Below are 16,285 nucleotides of genomic sequence, written 5' to 3'. Positions count from 1 at the left end.
GCGGAACCACACACGAGCGCCCCCCGCCCCGGCGCCGGGGCAGGGGCGCTCCGCCGCGTCCCGGCCTCAGCCGCCCGCTCCCACGCGTCCCCCCTGCTCCACCCACCCCGTCTGCACCAACGCCGCCCCCCTCCGCCGGGACACCGCCACCCCGCGCCCCACGGGCAGCGGTCTCGGCCGTACCCCGGCGAACACCTCCCCCTCATTCGGATCGCCGGACAGCACCACCCCCTGCGCCCCCAGCTCCACCATCCGCTGCACGAACGGCTCATAGGCCGCCCTGCTCGCCCCCGCCGTGTTCCGCGCCAGCACGAACCGCACGCCGACGTCCCGCGCGAACGGCAGCAGCTCCACCAGCGGCGCCAGCGGATTGCCGCTCGACGTGGCCACCAGGTCGTAGTCGTCCACCACCACGAACACCGTCGGCCCCTCCCACCAGCTCCGTTCCTTCAACTCCCGCGCCGTCACGTCCGCCGACGGGGCCCGCCGCCGCATCAGTTCGGCCAGCGCCTCCACGTGGTGGTCCATGGAGTGCGACATCGGCACGTACTCCGCCAGGTGCGACGGGGGAGCGGCGCCGAGCAGTCCGCGCCGGTCGTCGATCACGAAGAACTTGCAGTCCTCGCCCGCGTACCGCTCGCTCAACTGCCCGATCAGCAACCGCAGCAGATTCGTCCTGCCCGACTCGCCCTCCCCGAACACCAGGAAGAACGGGTCCCGTTCGAAGTCCGCGAACACCGGTTCCAGCCGGTCCTCGTCCACGCCGAACGCCACCCCGTCCCCGGGCCGCTCCCCGCCGCCCGGCAGTTCCCGCAGGGGCAGTTCCCTCGGCAGCAGACGTACGCGAGGAGCCCGCGGAACGTCCGCCCACCGCTCCCGGACCTCCCGTACGAGCGCGGCGGTGGCCGCCGCCAGCCCCTCCGCCGACTCCACCCCGTCGCAGCGCGGCACCGCCCCCATGAAGTGCAGCTTCTCGGGGGTCAGACCGCGCCCCGGCACCCCGGCCGGCACCTGGGCGGCGGCCTTCCGGTCCAGCTCGGAGTCCATGACGTCACCGAGCCGCAGCTCCAGCCGGTTCATCAGCAGGTCCTTGAGCTGGCCGCGTACCTCCATCGACCGCGAGGCGGTCAGCACCACGTGCACCCCGTACCCGAGCCCCCGCGCCGCGATGTCGACGACCACCGGCTCCAGGGCCTCGTACTCGGTACGGAAGTTCCCCCAGCCGTCCACCACCAGGAACACGTCCCCCCACGGCTGCGCGGCCGCGGCCCCCTCCCCGCGCGCCCGCATCGTCCGGCAGGTCGCCACGGAGTCGATGCCGGCGGCCCGGAAGAGCTCTTCGCGGTCCGCCAGCACCCCGTGCACCTCGGCGACGGTCCGCCGCACCCGCTCGGGGTCGAGCCGCGAGGCGACACCCCCGACGTGCGGCAGCCCGGCGACGGCGGACAGCCCGCCACCGCCGAAGTCCAGCCCGTAGAACTGCACGTCCCGCGGCGAGTGCGTCCACGCGAACGCGGCCACGAGCGTGCGCAGCAAGGTCGACTTCCCGGACCGCGGCCCGCCGACGATCTGCATGTGGCCACCGGCCCCGGAGAAGTCCCGCACCAGCACGTCCCGCCGCTGCTCGTACGGCTTGTCGACGTACCCCAGCGGTACGGTCAGGGCGCCCACGGCCCCGAACGCGTCGAGCGCCGGCGGAGAGTCCAACGGCGGCAGCCACACCCGGTGCGCCCCGGGCCCCCGCCCCTCCAGCCTGCGCACCACCACGTCCAGCACGGACTCCCCGAGCGCCTCCTCCGTACCTCCCCCGGACGACCGCGCGGGCGGGGGAACCGTGCCGACGCACCCGCCGGCGCCGTCCGGCGTGTCCCCACGCGTACCGTGCGCCTCCGGCGCCCCGCTCCCACCCCGCGCCGAGCGCGCCTCCGGTGCCGCGTCCCCGTCCCGCACGTCACCCGCCCCCGCCACCGGATCCACCCACCCCGCCGTGAACCGCACCGGTCCCCGCCGCTGCCGGGCCCCGGCCCCCGGCCCCGCCCCGGCGTCCCCCGCGTCCGCCCCGCTCCGGTACGGCCCGGAGACGTAGGCGGCCTTGAACCGCACCAGCTCGTCCGTCCCGTGCTTGAGGTACCCCGACCCCGGCACGTTCGGCAGCCGGTACGCGTCCGGCACCCCCAGCGCCGCCCGCGACTCCGCAGCCGAGAAGGTGCGCAGCCCCACCCGGTACGACAGGTACGTCTCGAGGCCGCGCAGCCGCCCCTCTTCCAGCCGCTGCGACGCCAGCAGCAGATGAACCCCCAGCGACCGGCCGATCCGCCCGATCTGCACGAACATCTCGATGAAGTCCGGCATCGCCGTCAGCAGCTCGCTGAACTCGTCGATCACCAGCACCAGCGACGGGATCGGCGCCAACGGCGCCCGGCCCGCCCGCACCCCCGCCGCCCGCGCCCGCTCGTAGTCGTGCACGTTCGCGTAGTTGCCCGCGTCCCGCAGCAGCTCCTGCCGCCGGTTCAGCTCGCCCCGGATCGAGTCCCCCATCCGGTCCACCAGCGACAGGTCGTCAGCCAGATTGGTGATCACCGCCGCCACGTGCGGCAACCGCGCCATCCCCGCGAACGTCGCCCCGCCCTTGAAGTCCGCCAGCACGAAGTTCAAGGTCTCCGACGAGTGCGTGACCGCCAGCCCCAGCACCAGCGTCCGCAGCAGCTCCGACTTGCCCGACCCGGTCGCCCCGACACAGAGCCCGTGCGGACCCATCCCCTCCTGCGCCGCCTCCTTCAGATCCAGGAGTACGGGAGCACCGTCCTCCCCGACCCCGATCGGCACCCGCAACCGGTCCGCCCGGGGCCGCGCCCGCCAGGTCCGCGCGACCTCGACCTCCCCGGCGTCCCCCAGCTCCAGCAGATCGGTGAACTCCAGCTCCGCCAGCAGCGGTTCACCCTCGTCGACCCCCACCGGGGCCCGCAGCGGCGCGAGCTGCCGGGCCAGCGCCTCCGCCGCCGCGACCTCGAGGGCGTCCGGCACGCCCTCGTACGCGACCGCGCCCTCCGCCCGCCCCGACTCCAGCCGCAACGCTCCTTCCCGCACGACCACGGACAGCGCACCCCGCGCGTCCTCGTCGCCCAGCTCCCCGGGCACGACCTCGACCACGGTCACCCCCTGGAGCCCGTCCGCCGAGGCCAGCGCACACCCCGGCACAACCGTCACGCCGTCGAGTACGACCACCACGTGCGGCCGCTCCACCAACGGCTCCCCGTCCGCCCGGAAGCGGGGCCGCCCCTCCAGCACCCCGCCGAGCAGTTCCTCCAGCTCCCGCACCCCGCCGGCCACCAGCCTCCGGCAGCCGGCGCCGTCCTCCGCGACCGACGCGTCGCGCGCCTGCGCGTGCGGCAGCCACTTCACCCATTCCCACTCCGCCGCGGCCCGCTCGCCCGCCGCGACCGCGACCACCAGGTCGGCGGGGGAGTGCAACGCACCCAACTGCCCGACCACGGCCCGCACCTCGTCCCGTGCGCGCTCCTCGTCCCCACTCACCGTCACGTGGTAGAAGGCCCGCAACGACACGGCCATCGGCAGATCGTCCACCGTGCTGTGCACCGCCAGAAACCGCTTCAGCGCCCCCGCCGTCAGCGGCTCCAGCTCATCGACGGGCGCGGTCTCCGGAGCCTCCAGGGGAGCGGCGAGCGCCTGACTCCCCAGCCCCACCCGCACCTGCACGAAATCGGGGTCGCCCACCCGCCGCTCCCACACCCGGCTGCCCTCGGCCACGAGCGCCCAGAGCTGCTCCGGAGCCGGGTGCACGAACAACTGCACGTCCCGCTGGGTCCGGGCGATCTTCCGCACGGCCCGCCGCGCCTGCGCGAGGTGCTTGAGGTAATCGCGCCGCAGATCCGCCAACTGCCCCTGACTGCCCCGTCGGTGACGCACCATCATGGCGATCGCCATGGTGACGGTGGAGGCGATCATGAGCCCGCCCATCACCATCATGATCGTCTGCTTGCCGAGGAACAGAAAGACCACCGACCCGCCCATCCCGAGCAGCGGCAGGAGCTGCATCAGCACCCCCTCCTGCTGCCCGCGCGGCAACTCGGGCGGCGGCTGCACCCGCACCTGCTCGGCCGGGAAAACGGGCGGCAACACCCGAGGCGGACGCTTCACTACAACCTGACCCACGATCCCCGATCCCCTCACCGAACAGCCGTATGCCCCCCAACCCCCCTCAACCGCCCGCGAACCCTACTGCCCCGCCCCCACCTCTCGGGCGATGCACTCATTCCTTCCTCCCCGTCCCCTTGCGCATCGCAGGCACCCTGCCGCCCCCGCTTCCTTGGGCTTTCGCAGCCGCCCCAAGGGGGCGAGGGGGCACCCCTTGCTTGAGCGAAGCCGAGAGCTTGGGGGAGGGCGGGCATGAGGGCGGCCCCTTCCGCTCCCGGCCCACCCGGGTGCCGCCCCTGCCCAAGCGCCTGCACCGGCCACACGTCCACCAAGGCCCCCGGGCCCGCACCCCAAAACTCCCGCCCCGTCCCCCCGCAAGCCCCCGGCGCCCCCCGCACCCTCCCCGCCCCCACCCCCGTTGGACCAACGCCCCCTCACACCTCCACCCGAAACGCCCCACCCGAAACACCCCACCCGAACATCCCCCGAAAGGAGACCCTCCCGTTGCCCACCACCCCGACCCAAACCCCCACCCCCACCCAAACCCCGGCCCCACCTCACCCCCCGACCCCCCTCCGCCGCCTCACCCTCACCACCCCCACCGCCCGCATCGACCTCGCCCTCCCCGCCGACCTCCCCCTCGCCGAGCTCCTCCCCGAGATCCTCCGTCTCTCCGCCCCGCGCCCCACCCCCTACGCCCCCGTCGGCCACCACCTGGTCCGCCGCGACGGCACCCCGCTGGACAGCTCCCGCACCCTCGCCGCCCAACGCGTCCTCGACGGCGAGATCCTGGCCCTGCGCCCCTACGCGGAGTCCCTCGCCCCGCCCGTCTTCGACGACGTGTGCGACGAGGTCGCCGCCGCCGTCGCCCGCGACCGCACCCTCTGGAGCGACCAACTCACCCGCCAAGCAGGTCTGTTCGCCGCGTCCGCACTTCTCGCCCTGCTCGCCTTCGCCCTCTGGAGGGCGGCCCCCGCCCATGGCCTCCCCGCCGCCCTCGCCGCGGTCACCGCCGTCCTCCTCCTCGCCCTCGCCGCCGTACGCACCCGGGTGTACGAGGACCAGGGCGCCGCCCTCGCCCTCGGCCTGCCCGCGCTCGCGCACACGGCCGTCGCCGCCACCGCTCTCCTGCCGCCCACCCCCGGCCAGGGCCCCGGCCGCCTCCACCTCCTGCTGGCCTGCACCGCCGTACTGCTCGCCTCCGTCCTGCTGACCCTGGCCACCCCCACGGCGAAACCCCGCCTCCCGGAGGGAGCCCGCCCCGCCCCGCACCCCCTCGCCGCCGCCCCCTTCCTCGCCACCGCGACCGCCGCCGCCACCGGCCTGCTGCTCACCTTCACCGGCGCCCTCGCCGGCCTCGCCCCCGCCCGCACCGCCGCCCTCGGCGTCCCGCTCCTGGTGGGCGCCCTCGCCTGCCTCCCCGGCCTCGCCGCCCGCTTCGCCCGCCTCCCCGTGGGCTTCGCCCCACCCCGTACAGCCGTCACCCCCGACGCCCCCGCCCCGACAGCCGACGCGAACACGCACCCCACCCACCCCGGCGGCGGCCCGGACCCCGTCCCCCTCGTCCACCGCACCCACCGCGCCCACGCCCTCCTCACCGCCCTCGTCGGCGGCTGCGCCCTCACCGCCACCGCCTGCGCCGCCGTCCTCGGCTTCTCCGGCGGCCTCAGCGCCCAGTTCCTCGCCCTGGCCCTCGGCATCGCGTTCCTGACGCGCGCCCACCTCTTCCGCCACACCGCCCAGGCCGCCTGCACCCTCGGCGCGGGCCTCGCCGCCCTGCTCCTGCTCGGACTCGGCCTCGCCCTGCACCCGCCGCACGCCGGCGCCCCCGACCCCGGCCTGCGCACGATCGTCATCGCGGCAGGCACCGCCGCCACCGCCGCGGCCCTGACCGCGATCGCGCTGATCGTCCCCAAGAAGGGGGTCACCCCGTTCTGGGGCCGCTTCCTGGAGCTCGCCGAAGGCTGCGTCCTGCTCACCCTCGTCCCGCTGTGCCTGGCCGTCTTCGACGCCTACCGCACCCTGCGCGGCCTGGGCCCGAGGTAGCCCTGGCGAGGCCCGCACAAACCGCCTGGTACTCTGACCTACGGCCGTTTGTGTACGCGCTCGTCGGAGTCTCCCCGGAGCTCTGGGGGCTGCGCCCAGCGGATCCCCGCCTCCCGAGTAACGGAAGCTCCCCTGAGACCAAGACCAGGGGCACTCGGTGGCAGTCACTTCACTCACGAGGAGTACGCATGGCTCTCGACGCCGCTGTAAAGAAGCAGATCATGTCCGAGTTCGGCCAGAAGGAGGGCGACACGGGCTCTCCCGAGGTCCAGGTCGCCATGCTTTCCCGTCGCATCTCGGACCTGACCGAGCACCTCAAGACGCACAAGCACGACCACCACTCCCGCCGGGGTCTGCTGATCCTGGTCGGCCAGCGTCGTCGCCTGCTCCAGTACCTCGCCAAGAAGGACATCCAGCGCTTCCGTGCGCTGGTCGACCGCCTCGGCATCCGCCGCGGTGCGGCCGGCGGCGCCAAGTAAGACGCCACGAAGGGAGCGGTTCCCGCCTACTGGGGCCGCTCCCTTCGCCGTACGTACGGAGCTCACGGAGCTCGTACGTGCACGACGTACCGGTCGCCATTTAGTCTGGTACGCGGAACACCCGCAGTACCGCTGCGAGCGCAGCACCGCTGCCCAGCAGCACCGCACGACGAACGAGAACGAAGAAGCAGCACAACGAAGCAGCGAGAAGCGGCGCAGCCCAGCCCGCCGGTCCTCGGTAGTGGCCCCCGGAGAAACATGACCCCGGGTGCTTCGATCGAAGACCGGCCCGCACCACGGAGCGCGCCCTTCTCCGCCACCGTCCCTCACCACACGGGTGCAGGAGACGAAGACGAGGAGAAAACGCTAGTGGAGAACGAGACCCACTACGCCGAGGCCGTCATCGACAACGGCACTTTCGGCACCCGCACCATCCGCTTCGAGACGGGCCGTCTGGCCAAGCAGGCCGCCGGTTCCGCCGTCGCCTACCTGGACGACGACACCATGGTGATGTCGGCCACGACCGCCTCCAAGCGCCCCAAGGACCAGCTCGACTTCTTCCCCCTCACGGTGGACGTCGAAGAGCGCATGTACGCCGCCGGCAAGATCCCCGGCAGCTTCTTCCGCCGCGAGGGCCGGCCCTCCGAGGACGCGATCCTCACCTGCCGCCTGATCGACCGGCCGCTGCGCCCCTCCTTCAAGAAGGGCCTGCGCAACGAGATCCAGATCGTCGAGACGATCATGGCGCTCAACCCCGACCACCTGTACGACGTGGTGGCCATCAACGCCGCGTCCTGCTCCACGATCCTGGCGGGCCTGCCCTTCTCCGGCCCGATCGGCGCCACCCGCGTCGCCCTGATCAAGGGCCAGTGGGTCGCGTTCCCGACGCACACCGAGCTCGAGGACGCCGTCTTCGACATGGTCGTCGCCGGTCGCGTCCTGGAGGACGGCGACGTCGCGATCATGATGGTCGAGGCCGAGGCCACCGAGAAGACCATCCAGCTCGTCAAGGACGGCGCCGAGGCCCCGACCGAAGAGGTCGTCGCCGCCGGTCTGGAAGCCGCCAAGCCGTTCATCAAGAACCTCTGCAAGGCCCAGTCGGACCTCGCCGCCAAGGCCGCCAAGCCCACCGGCGAGTTCCCGGTCTTCCTCGACTACCAGGACGACGTCCTGGAGGCCCTCACCAAGGCCGTCAAGTCCGAGCTCGCCCAGGCGCTCACCATCGCCGGCAAGCAGGAGCGCGAGGCCGAGCTGGACCGCGTCAAGGACATCGCCGCCGAGAAGCTGCTCCCGGCCTTCGAGGGCCGCGAGAAGGAGATCTCGGGTGCGTACCGCGCGCTGACCAAGAAGCTGGTCCGCGAGCGCATCATCAAGGACAAGGTCCGCATCGACGGCCGCGGGATCACGGACATCCGTACCCTCGCCGCCGAGGTCGAGGCCATCCCGCGCGTGCACGGCTCCGCCCTGTTCGAGCGTGGCGAGACCCAGATCCTGGGCGTCACCACCCTCAACATGCTGCGCATGGAGCAGATGCTGGACACCCTCTCCCCGGTGACCCGCAAGCGCTACATGCACAACTACAACTTCCCGCCGTACTCCGTCGGCGAGACGGGCCGCGTCGGCTCCCCCAAGCGCCGCGAGATCGGCCACGGCGCGCTCGCCGAGCGCGCGATCGTGCCGGTCCTGCCGACGCGCGAGGAGTTCCCCTACGCGATCCGCCAGGTCTCCGAGGCGCTGGGCTCCAACGGCTCCACCTCGATGGGCTCGGTCTGCGCCTCCACCATGTCGCTGCTGAACGCCGGTGTGCCGCTCAAGGCCCCCGTCGCCGGCATCGCCATGGGCCTCATCTCCGAGGAGATCGACGGCAAGACGCACTACGTCGCGCTGACCGACATCCTCGGCGCCGAGGACGCGTTCGGCGACATGGACTTCAAGGTCGCCGGTACGAAGACCTTCGTCACCGCCCTCCAGCTCGACACCAAGCTCGACGGCATCCCCGCCTCGGTCCTGGCCGCCGCGCTGAAGCAGGCCCGTGACGCGCGTCTGCACATCCTCGACGTGATGAACGAGGCCATCGACGTTCCGGACGAGATGTCCCCGAACGCGCCGCGCATCATCACCGTCAAGATCCCGGTGGACAAGATCGGTGAGGTCATCGGCCCCAAGGGCAAGATGATCAACCAGATCCAGGAGGACACCGGCGCCGACATCACGATCGAGGACGACGGCACCATCTACATCGGTGCCGCCGACGGCCCGGCCGCCGAGGCCGCCCGCGCCACGATCAACGGCATCGCCAACCCGACCATGCCGGAGGTCGGCGAGCGCTACCTGGGCACGGTCGTCAAGACGACCACCTTCGGCGCGTTCGTGTCGCTCATGCCGGGCAAGGACGGTCTGCTGCACATCTCGCAGATCCGCAAGCTCGCCGGCGGCAAGCGCGTGGAGAACGTCGAGGACGTGCTCGCGGTCGGCGCCAAGGTGCAGGTCGAGATCGCCGAGATCGACTCCCGCGGCAAGCTCTCCCTCATCCCCGTCATCGAGGGCGAAGAGGGCGACGACGACCAGAAGGACGACGCCTAAAAGTGACGTCGAGCAGTTCCGCGGCGACGGCCCGCCCCTCCTCGGAGGGGCGGGCCGTCGCCCGTACCCAAACGCTCCTCAAGGGCGAGAACGGCATCGGCACCGTCCGCAGGACCACCCTCCCGGGCGGCCTGCGCATCGTCACCGAAACCCTCCCCTCCGTCCGCTCCGCCACCTTCGGCATCTGGGCCAACGTCGGCTCCCGCGACGAGACCCCGTCCCTGAACGGCGCGACGCACTACCTCGAACACCTCCTCTTCAAGGGCACGGCCAAGCGCAGCGCCCTGGACATCTCCTCCGCCGTCGACGCGGTCGGCGGCGAGATGAACGCCTTCACGGCGAAGGAGTACACCTGCTACTACGCCCGCGTCCTCGACACCGACCTCCCGCTGGCCATCGACACGGTCTGCGACATGCTGACCGGTTCGCTGATCCGCCAGGAGGACGTCGACGCCGAACGCGGAGTGATCCTCGAAGAGATCGCGATGACCGAGGACGACCCGGGCGACTGCGTGCACGACCTGTTCGCGCACACCATGCTCGGCGACACCCCCCTCGGCCGCCCGGTCCTGGGCACCGTCGACACCATCAACGCGCTCCAGGCCGACCGCATCCGCCGCTTCTACAAGAAGCACTACGACCCCACCCACCTGGTGGTCGCCGCCGCGGGCAACGTGGACCACGCCAAGGTCGTGCGCCAGGTCCGCAGGGCCTTCGAGAACGCCGGCGCCCTCGGCCGCCCGGACGCCGCCCCGGTCGCCCCGCGCGCGGGCTCCCGCACGCTCCGCACCGCCGGCCGCGTCGAGCTCCTGAACCGCAAGACCGAGCAGGCCCACATCGTCCTCGGCATGCCGGGCCTGGCCCGCAACGACGAGCGCCGCTGGGCGCTCGGCGTCCTCAACACCGCCCTCGGCGGCGGCATGTCCTCCCGCCTCTTCCAGGAGGTCCGCGAGAAGCGCGGCCTGGCCTACAGCGTGTACTCGTACACCTCGGGCTTCGCCGACTGCGGCCTGTTCGGCGTGTACGCGGGCTGCCGCCCGAGCCAGGTGCACGACGTCCTGAAGATCTGCCGCGACGAACTCGACAAGGTGGCCGCCGACGGCCTCACCGACGACGAGATCCGCCGCGCGGTCGGCCAGCTCTCCGGTTCCACGGTCCTCGGACTCGAGGACACCGGCGCGCTCATGAACCGCATCGGCAAGAGCGAACTGGCCTGGGGCGAGCACATGTCGGTCACCGACATGCTCACCCGCATCTCCGAGGTCACCCCGGACGAGGTCAGGGAAGTCGCCCGCGACATCCTGGGACAGCGGCCGTCCCTCTCGGTGATCGGTCCGCTCAAGGACAAGCAGGCCGCCCGCCTCGACGAAGCGGTCGCGTAACCCCCTTCACGGCGTTTAAGGAAGAAGCAATGAGCAAGCTGCGCGTGGCGGTCCTCGGTGCCAAGGGCCGCATCGGCTCCGAAGCGGCCCGGTCCGTCGAGGCCGCCGAGGACCTGGACCTGGTCGCCGCCCTCGACCGGGAGGACGCGCTGGAGACCCTGAAGGACTCCGGCGCCCAGGTCGTCGTCGACCTGACCCACCCCGACTCGGTGATGGCCAACCTCGAATTCTGTGTACGCCACGGAATGCACGCCGTCGTCGGCACCACCGGCTGGAACGACGACCGCCTCGCGCAGCTCGGCTCCTGGCTGGAGGCATCCCCCTCCACCGGTGTCCTGATCGCCCCGAACTTCTCCATCGGTGCGGTCCTCACCATGAAGTTCGCGCAGATCGCAGCCCCGTACTTCGAGTCCGTCGAGGTCATCGAGCTGCACCACCCCAACAAGGCCGACGCCCCCTCCGGCACGGCCGCCCGCACCGCCCAGCTGATCGCCGCGGCCCGCGCCGAGGCGGGCAGCGCCCCCATGCCGGACGCCACCTCGACCGCCCTGGACGGCGCACGCGGCGCCGACGTCGACGGCGTCCCCGTCCACTCGGTCCGCCTGCGCGGCCTGCTGGCCCACCAGGAAGTCCTCCTCGGCGGCGAGGGGGAGACCCTCACCGTCCGCCACGACTCCCTGCACCACAGCAGCTTCATGCCGGGCATCCTGCTCGGCGTTCGCAGCGTGGTGACCACCCCCGGCCTCACCTTCGGCCTGGAACACTTCCTCGACCTGAACTGACGGCACCCGCCATGCGCGCAAAGATCACCTACTTCATCACGGCAGCCGTCCTGGTCGTCTTCTTCGTCCTGGTCGGCGGCCGTGCCGTCGCCATGATGCGACTGGGCACCCCGCTGGGCGTCGGCCTCGGCCTCGCCGCGCTGATCATCCCACTCATCGGCGTCTGGTTCCTCTGGAAGAACACCCAGTTCGTACGGAAGGCCAACAAGCTGGCGGCGCTCCTGGACGCCGAAGGGGCACTGCCCGTCGACGAACTGCGGCGCACTCCGGCCGGCCGGATCGACCGCGACTCCGCCGACGAGGTGTTCGCCAGGCGCCGCGCGGAGACCGAGGACTCCCCGGCCGACTGGCGCTGCTGGTTCCGGCTGGCCGTCGCCTACCAGGACGCCCGGGACACCCCGCGCGCCCGCAGGGCGATGCAGCGCGCCATCGCCCTGCACGACGGCAAGCAGGTCCCGTCCTAGGGACCCGGCCGGTCCTCCCGGATCCGCGCGAAGACACACAGGTAAGGGGCGGCCTCCTTGGAGGCCGCCCCTTACCTGTGCTGACCGCGCGTCGCGCTACCGTCCCCGGTACTCCTCGCCCCACGCCTCAATGGTGTCGGCCGCCCGGTCGAACGCCTCCACCCGGGACAGGAAGTCCGCGTCGTGGTCGGTGAGCAGCGGCGGCAGCGCCGCACCGCCCTGCCGGTCCATCACCAGCGCCTGCCCCTGCACCGTGCGCGGCAGCCCGAGCCACCGCACCGGCTGCTGCACGGTCCGTACGTGGGAGGTCTGGTCCCACGGCACCGTCACGGTGCTGAAGAACCCCACCCGGCGCAGCCCGGCCCGGCTGACCCACACCCCGAGCCGCAGGATGCGCAGCGCACAGGCGATCAGGCCCGCCCCGACGCCGAACACGATCAGCGCACCGGTCACTTCGGCGGCGAAGGCGATGATCATCGCCGACAGCAGGACGAACGACGCCAGCAGCAGCAACAGCGCGGCCGTCCCGACCCGGTAGGGCCCGGGGCGGTACGGCCGCCGCCACTGGTCGTGATCGTCGAACGGCAGCGCGATGTCGTCCGCGCCTGTTTCAAAAGCGCGATCGGCCGTCAGGAAAGGCAGGGGCACGACTGGTCCTCACTCACAAGCACGCTCGATTCGCTGTGCCCGGTGAGGCTACCGAGCGGACTCCTGCCGGGCCACCTCAGGGGGGCCGGAAGGAGTCAACGTCCCTCGGACGCCTCGGACTGCTGCACCTTGCCCGTCGAGTGCCCCGGGTCCAGCGCGGGAAGCCCGAAGAGCAGGGAACCGACGAGCCCGGCGACCACGGTCAGACCGACCAGCGATCGGCCGAGCACCTGACTCGCACTGGGGCGTTCGGGAGTGGGCGGGACGACGTTACTGCGGAAGCGGTCGGCCTCGGCCACGAAGGCGAACGGGACGGCTTCTCGCCGGCGAAACATGGGTGGCGCTCCTTATGTCATCAATCCGGATGTGTCTGTGATGCCCTGCACAGGCACCTCTACAGAGACAGACGAACAACCGTCTCACTTGGTGCCCGATTTCCCCGGATTGCTCAAAGAACGCCCTGCCGCCTCATTTCCCCGCGGCCACCTGCGCGCCTGCATGGCCCTTGCGGAACAGGAGGCGGGCACAGATGTACGGATGGGCCGCACGAGGTGTCCGTATTGCGACGTTTCGAGAAGTTCATCTAGGCTGAACAAACGGACCCGGCACTGCTTGAACCCCCGAGCAGGCAGTGCCGGTGTCCTTTTCCCCCCTCTGCCCGCCTCCCCAGTGTCCCCCCGAGGGGACACCCCGCGCTGATCAGCGAGTAGCGTGTTACCCATGGCTCCGATCTCCACTCCGCAGACCCCCTTCGGGCGGGTCCTCACCGCCATGGTCACGCCCTTCACGGCGGACGGCGCACTCGACCTCGACGGCGCTCAGCGGCTCGCCGCCCATCTGGTGGACGCAGGCAACGACGGCCTCGTCGTCAACGGCACCACCGGCGAGTCCCCGACCACCAGCGACGCGGAGAAAAACGACCTGGTACGGGCGGTACTGGAAGCGGTCGGCGACCGGGCCCACGTCGTCGCCGGAGTCGGCACCAACGACACCCGCCACAGCCTGGAGCTGGCCCGCGCCGCCGAGCAGATCGGCGCTCACGGCCTGCTCGCGGTGACGCCGTACTACAACAAGCCCCCGCAGGAGGGCCTCCTCCGCCACTTCACGGCCATCGCGGACGCCACCGGACTCCCGGTCATGCTGTACGACATCCCCGGCCGCAGTGGCGTACCGATCAACACCGAGACGATCGTCCGCCTCGCCGAGCACCCCCGGATCGTCGCCAACAAGGACGCCAAGGGCGATCTGGGCCGTGCGAGCTGGGCCATCGCCCGCTCCGGCCTCGCCTGGTACTCCGGCGACGACATGCTGAACCTCCCGCTGCTCTCCGTCGGCGCCTGCGGCTTCGTCTCCGTCGTCGGCCACATCGTCACCCCGGAGCTCCGCACCCTCCTCGACGCCCACCTGTCCGGCGACGTGCAGAAGGCCACCGAGCTCCACCAGCGGCTCCTCCCGGTCTTCACCGGCATGTTCCGCACCCAGGGCGTCATCACCACGAAGGCCGCGCTCGCCCTCCAGGGCCTGCCCGCCGGCCCGCTGCGGCTGCCCCTCGTCGAGCTCTCCGCCGACGAAACCCACCAGCTCAAGATCGACCTCGCCGCGGGCGGGGTACAGCTCTGAACAACGGACTTCACAACTGAACAAGCACCACCCCCAGCACGGGCGGACACCCCGCCCCCACCCCCACACGTGCCGTCCGCGCACGTCACGACATGTTCGCCACGCTCTCCCCGAGCTCCGTGGCGCGCATGGTAAGGAGAGTCTTTTGAGTCATCCGCACCCCGAACTCGGCGCCCCCCCGAAGCTGGCCAAGGGCGGCCTGCGCGTCACCCCGCTGGGCGGTCTCGGCGAAATCGGCCGCAACATGACCGTCTTCGAATTCGACGGCCGCCTCCTCATCGTGGACTGCGGCGTCCTCTTCCCGGAGGAGGAGCAGCCCGGCATCGACCTGATCCTGCCGGACTTCACCTCCATCAAGGACCGCCTCGACGACATCGAGGGCATCGTCCTGACCCACGGCCACGAGGACCACATCGGAGGCGTCCCCTACCTCCTGCGCCTCAAGCCGGACATCCCGCTGATCGGCTCCAAGCTGACCCTCGCCCTGATCGAGGCCAAGCTCCAGGAGCACCGCATCCGCCCGTACACGCTCGAAGTCGTCGAGGGCGACCGCGAGGGCCTGGGCCCCTTCGACTGCGAGTTCGTCGCGGTCAACCACTCCATCCCGGACGCGCTGGCCGTCGCCATCCGCACCCCCGCGGGCCTGGTCGTCGCCACCGGCGACTTCAAGATGGACCAGCTCCCGCTGGACGGCCGCCTCACCGACCTCCACGCCTTCGCGCGTCTGAGCGAGGAGGGCATCGACCTCCTCCTCTCGGACTCCACGAACGCCGAGGTCCCGGGCTTCGTCCCGCCCGAGCGCGACATCTCCAACGTGCTCCGCAACGTCTTCGCGAGCGCCGACAAGCGCATCATCGTCGCGAGCTTCGCCAGCCACGTGCACCGCATCCAGCAGATCCTGGACGCCGCCCACGAGTACGGCCGCCGCGTCGCCTTCGTCGGCCGCTCGATGGTCCGCAACATGGGCATCGCCCGCGACCTCGGCTACCTGCGCGTCCCGGCCGGCCTCGTCGTCGACGTCAAGACCCTCGACGACCTCCCCGACGAGGAAGTGGTCCTGGTCTGCACCGGCTCCCAGGGCGAGCCGATGGCCGCCCTGTCCCGGATGGCCAACCGCGACCACCAGATCCGCATCGTCCCCGGCGACACGGTCATCCTGGCCTCGTCCCTCATCCCGGGCAACGAGAACGCGGTCTACCGCGTCATCAACGGCCTGACCCGCTGGGGCGCCAACGTCGTCCACAAGGGCAACGCGAAGGTGCACGTCTCCGGCCACGCCTCGGCCGGCGAACTGCTGTACTTCTACAACATCTGCAAGCCCAAGAACCTGATGCCGGTCCACGGCGAATGGCGCCACCTGCGCGCCAACGCCGAGCTGGGCGCCCTCACCGGCGTCCGCAAGGACCACATCGTGATCGCCGAGGACGGCGTCGTCGTCGACCTGATCGACGGCCGCGCCAAGATCGTCGGCAAGGTCCAGGCCGGTTACGTCTACGTCGACGGCCTCTCGGTCGGCGACGTCACCGAGTCCCACCTCAAGGACCGCCGCATCCTCGGCGACGAGGGCTTCATCTCGGTCTTCGTCGTGGTCGACAGCTCCACCGGCAAGATCGTCGGCGGCCCGACCTTCCACGCCCGCGGCTCCGGCATCGACGACTCGGCCTTCAACGGCGTCACCCCGAAGATCGAGGAAGCTCTCATGCGCTCCGCGGCCGACGGAGTGATGGAAGCGCACCAGATCCAGCAGCTCATCCGCCGCTCGGTGGGCAAGTGGGTGTCCGACACCTACCGCCGCCGGCCGATGATCCTCCCGGTCGTGGTCGAGGTCTGACCGAGGTCCCTGTACCTCATCTTCTGGAGCGGGGCACCTCGATTTGCATCGAGGCACCCCGCTCCAGTACGTTTACGTTTCCACCCCAGCGGGAAGCAACACACGTTCGCGTGTCTGCGTCCTCCACGGGACTGGAAATTCCGACTCAGAACTTCTGATAAAGTCGGAGCCGCCGGAAAGGGAAATCGCGAAAGCGGAGAACCTGGAAAGCATCGAGCGGAAACCGAGGAAATCGGCACTGGAAACAGTCTGGTAGAGTCGGAGACGCAAGAACAACAGAAACACCGAACGAAAA

Annotated in this window: 11 protein-coding genes; 8 read left to right on the top strand and 3 right to left on the bottom strand. The window is 71.4% G+C overall.

The genetic code is table 11. The features are described from left to right. Positions 1-66 precede the first annotated feature (66 nt). Complete coding sequence (gene eccCa, locus ACZ56L_RS27720; RefSeq protein ID WP_471067057.1) at positions 67-4,173, bottom strand: type VII secretion protein EccCa; 4,107 nt, start codon at positions 4,171-4,173, stop codon at positions 67-69. 486 nt (positions 4,174-4,659) lie between these two features. Between eccCa and eccD the strand changes: the two genes are divergently transcribed. The 6 genes from eccD (at position 4,660) to ACZ56L_RS27690 (ending at position 11,891) form a co-directional block, all read left to right on the top strand. Beyond that, entirely contained in the window at positions 4,660-6,201 is a 1,542-nt protein-coding gene (eccD, locus tag ACZ56L_RS27715; RefSeq protein ID WP_471067055.1) for a type VII secretion integral membrane protein EccD, read from the top strand. Positions 6,202-6,389: 188 nt separating this feature from the next. Further along, positions 6,390-6,680 carry a 30S ribosomal protein S15 gene (rpsO, locus tag ACZ56L_RS27710; protein ID WP_185034549.1) on the top strand — a complete coding sequence of 97 codons (291 nt, stop codon included), beginning with the start codon at positions 6,390-6,392 and terminating at the stop codon, positions 6,678-6,680. Positions 6,681-7,049: 369 nt separating this feature from the next. Continuing rightward, the gene (locus ACZ56L_RS27705; protein ID WP_380837817.1) at positions 7,050-9,263 is read left to right on the top strand and encodes a polyribonucleotide nucleotidyltransferase; all 2,214 of its coding nucleotides are present in this window, start codon (positions 7,050-7,052) and stop codon (positions 9,261-9,263) included. 2 nt (positions 9,264-9,265) lie between these two features. Further along, on the top strand, positions 9,266-10,645 hold the full coding sequence (locus tag ACZ56L_RS27700; RefSeq protein WP_468691396.1) for a M16 family metallopeptidase: 1,380 nt from the start codon (positions 9,266-9,268) through the stop codon (positions 10,643-10,645). 29 nt (positions 10,646-10,674) lie between these two features. Next, positions 10,675-11,427, top strand: coding sequence for a 4-hydroxy-tetrahydrodipicolinate reductase (gene dapB / locus ACZ56L_RS27695; protein WP_345217304.1), 753 nt, complete (start codon positions 10,675-10,677; stop codon positions 11,425-11,427). Positions 11,428-11,438: 11 nt separating this feature from the next. Further along, positions 11,439-11,891, top strand: coding sequence for a hypothetical protein (locus ACZ56L_RS27690; protein WP_401762401.1), 453 nt, complete (start codon positions 11,439-11,441; stop codon positions 11,889-11,891). 96 nt (positions 11,892-11,987) lie between these two features. Here the strand turns inward: ACZ56L_RS27690 and ACZ56L_RS27685 are convergent, their stop codons facing one another. Next, positions 11,988-12,539, bottom strand: a complete 552-nt coding sequence (locus tag ACZ56L_RS27685) for a hypothetical protein (RefSeq protein ID WP_345217306.1) — start codon at positions 12,537-12,539, stop codon at positions 11,988-11,990. A 95-nt stretch (positions 12,540-12,634) separates the two neighbouring features. Then, a complete protein-coding gene (locus tag ACZ56L_RS27680; RefSeq protein WP_345217307.1) occupies positions 12,635-12,874 on the bottom strand; it encodes a hypothetical protein in 240 nt (79 codons plus the stop codon). 385 nt (positions 12,875-13,259) lie between these two features. Here ACZ56L_RS27680 and dapA point away from each other — a divergent pair, with 385 nt between their 5' ends. Further along, positions 13,260-14,159 carry a 4-hydroxy-tetrahydrodipicolinate synthase gene (gene dapA, locus ACZ56L_RS27675; RefSeq protein ID WP_345217308.1) on the top strand — a complete coding sequence of 300 codons (900 nt, stop codon included), beginning with the start codon at positions 13,260-13,262 and terminating at the stop codon, positions 14,157-14,159. A 145-nt stretch (positions 14,160-14,304) separates the two neighbouring features. Continuing rightward, positions 14,305-15,990, top strand: coding sequence for a ribonuclease J (locus ACZ56L_RS27670; RefSeq protein WP_345217309.1), 1,686 nt, complete (start codon positions 14,305-14,307; stop codon positions 15,988-15,990). Positions 15,991-16,285 lie beyond the last annotated feature (295 nt).

The sequence above is a fragment of the Streptomyces sp. NPDC039736 genome (assembly GCF_055596485.1).
The sequence above is the reverse complement of the archived record's forward strand: the minus strand, read 5'-3'. Positions and strand labels throughout refer to the sequence as shown.

Coding starts and splice junctions, on each gene's coding strand:
- rpsO (WP_185034549.1), top strand. CDS start 6,390: ATGGCTCTCGACGCCGCTGTAAAGAAGCAGATCATGTCCGAGTTCGGC.
- dapB (WP_345217304.1), top strand. CDS start 10,675: ATGAGCAAGCTGCGCGTGGCGGTCCTCGGTGCCAAGGGCCGCATCGGC.
- ACZ56L_RS27690 (WP_401762401.1), top strand. CDS start 11,439: ATGCGCGCAAAGATCACCTACTTCATCACGGCAGCCGTCCTGGTCGTC.
- ACZ56L_RS27680 (WP_345217307.1), bottom strand. CDS start 12,874: ATGTTTCGCCGGCGAGAAGCCGTCCCGTTCGCCTTCGTGGCCGAGGCC.
- dapA (WP_345217308.1), top strand. CDS start 13,260: ATGGCTCCGATCTCCACTCCGCAGACCCCCTTCGGGCGGGTCCTCACC.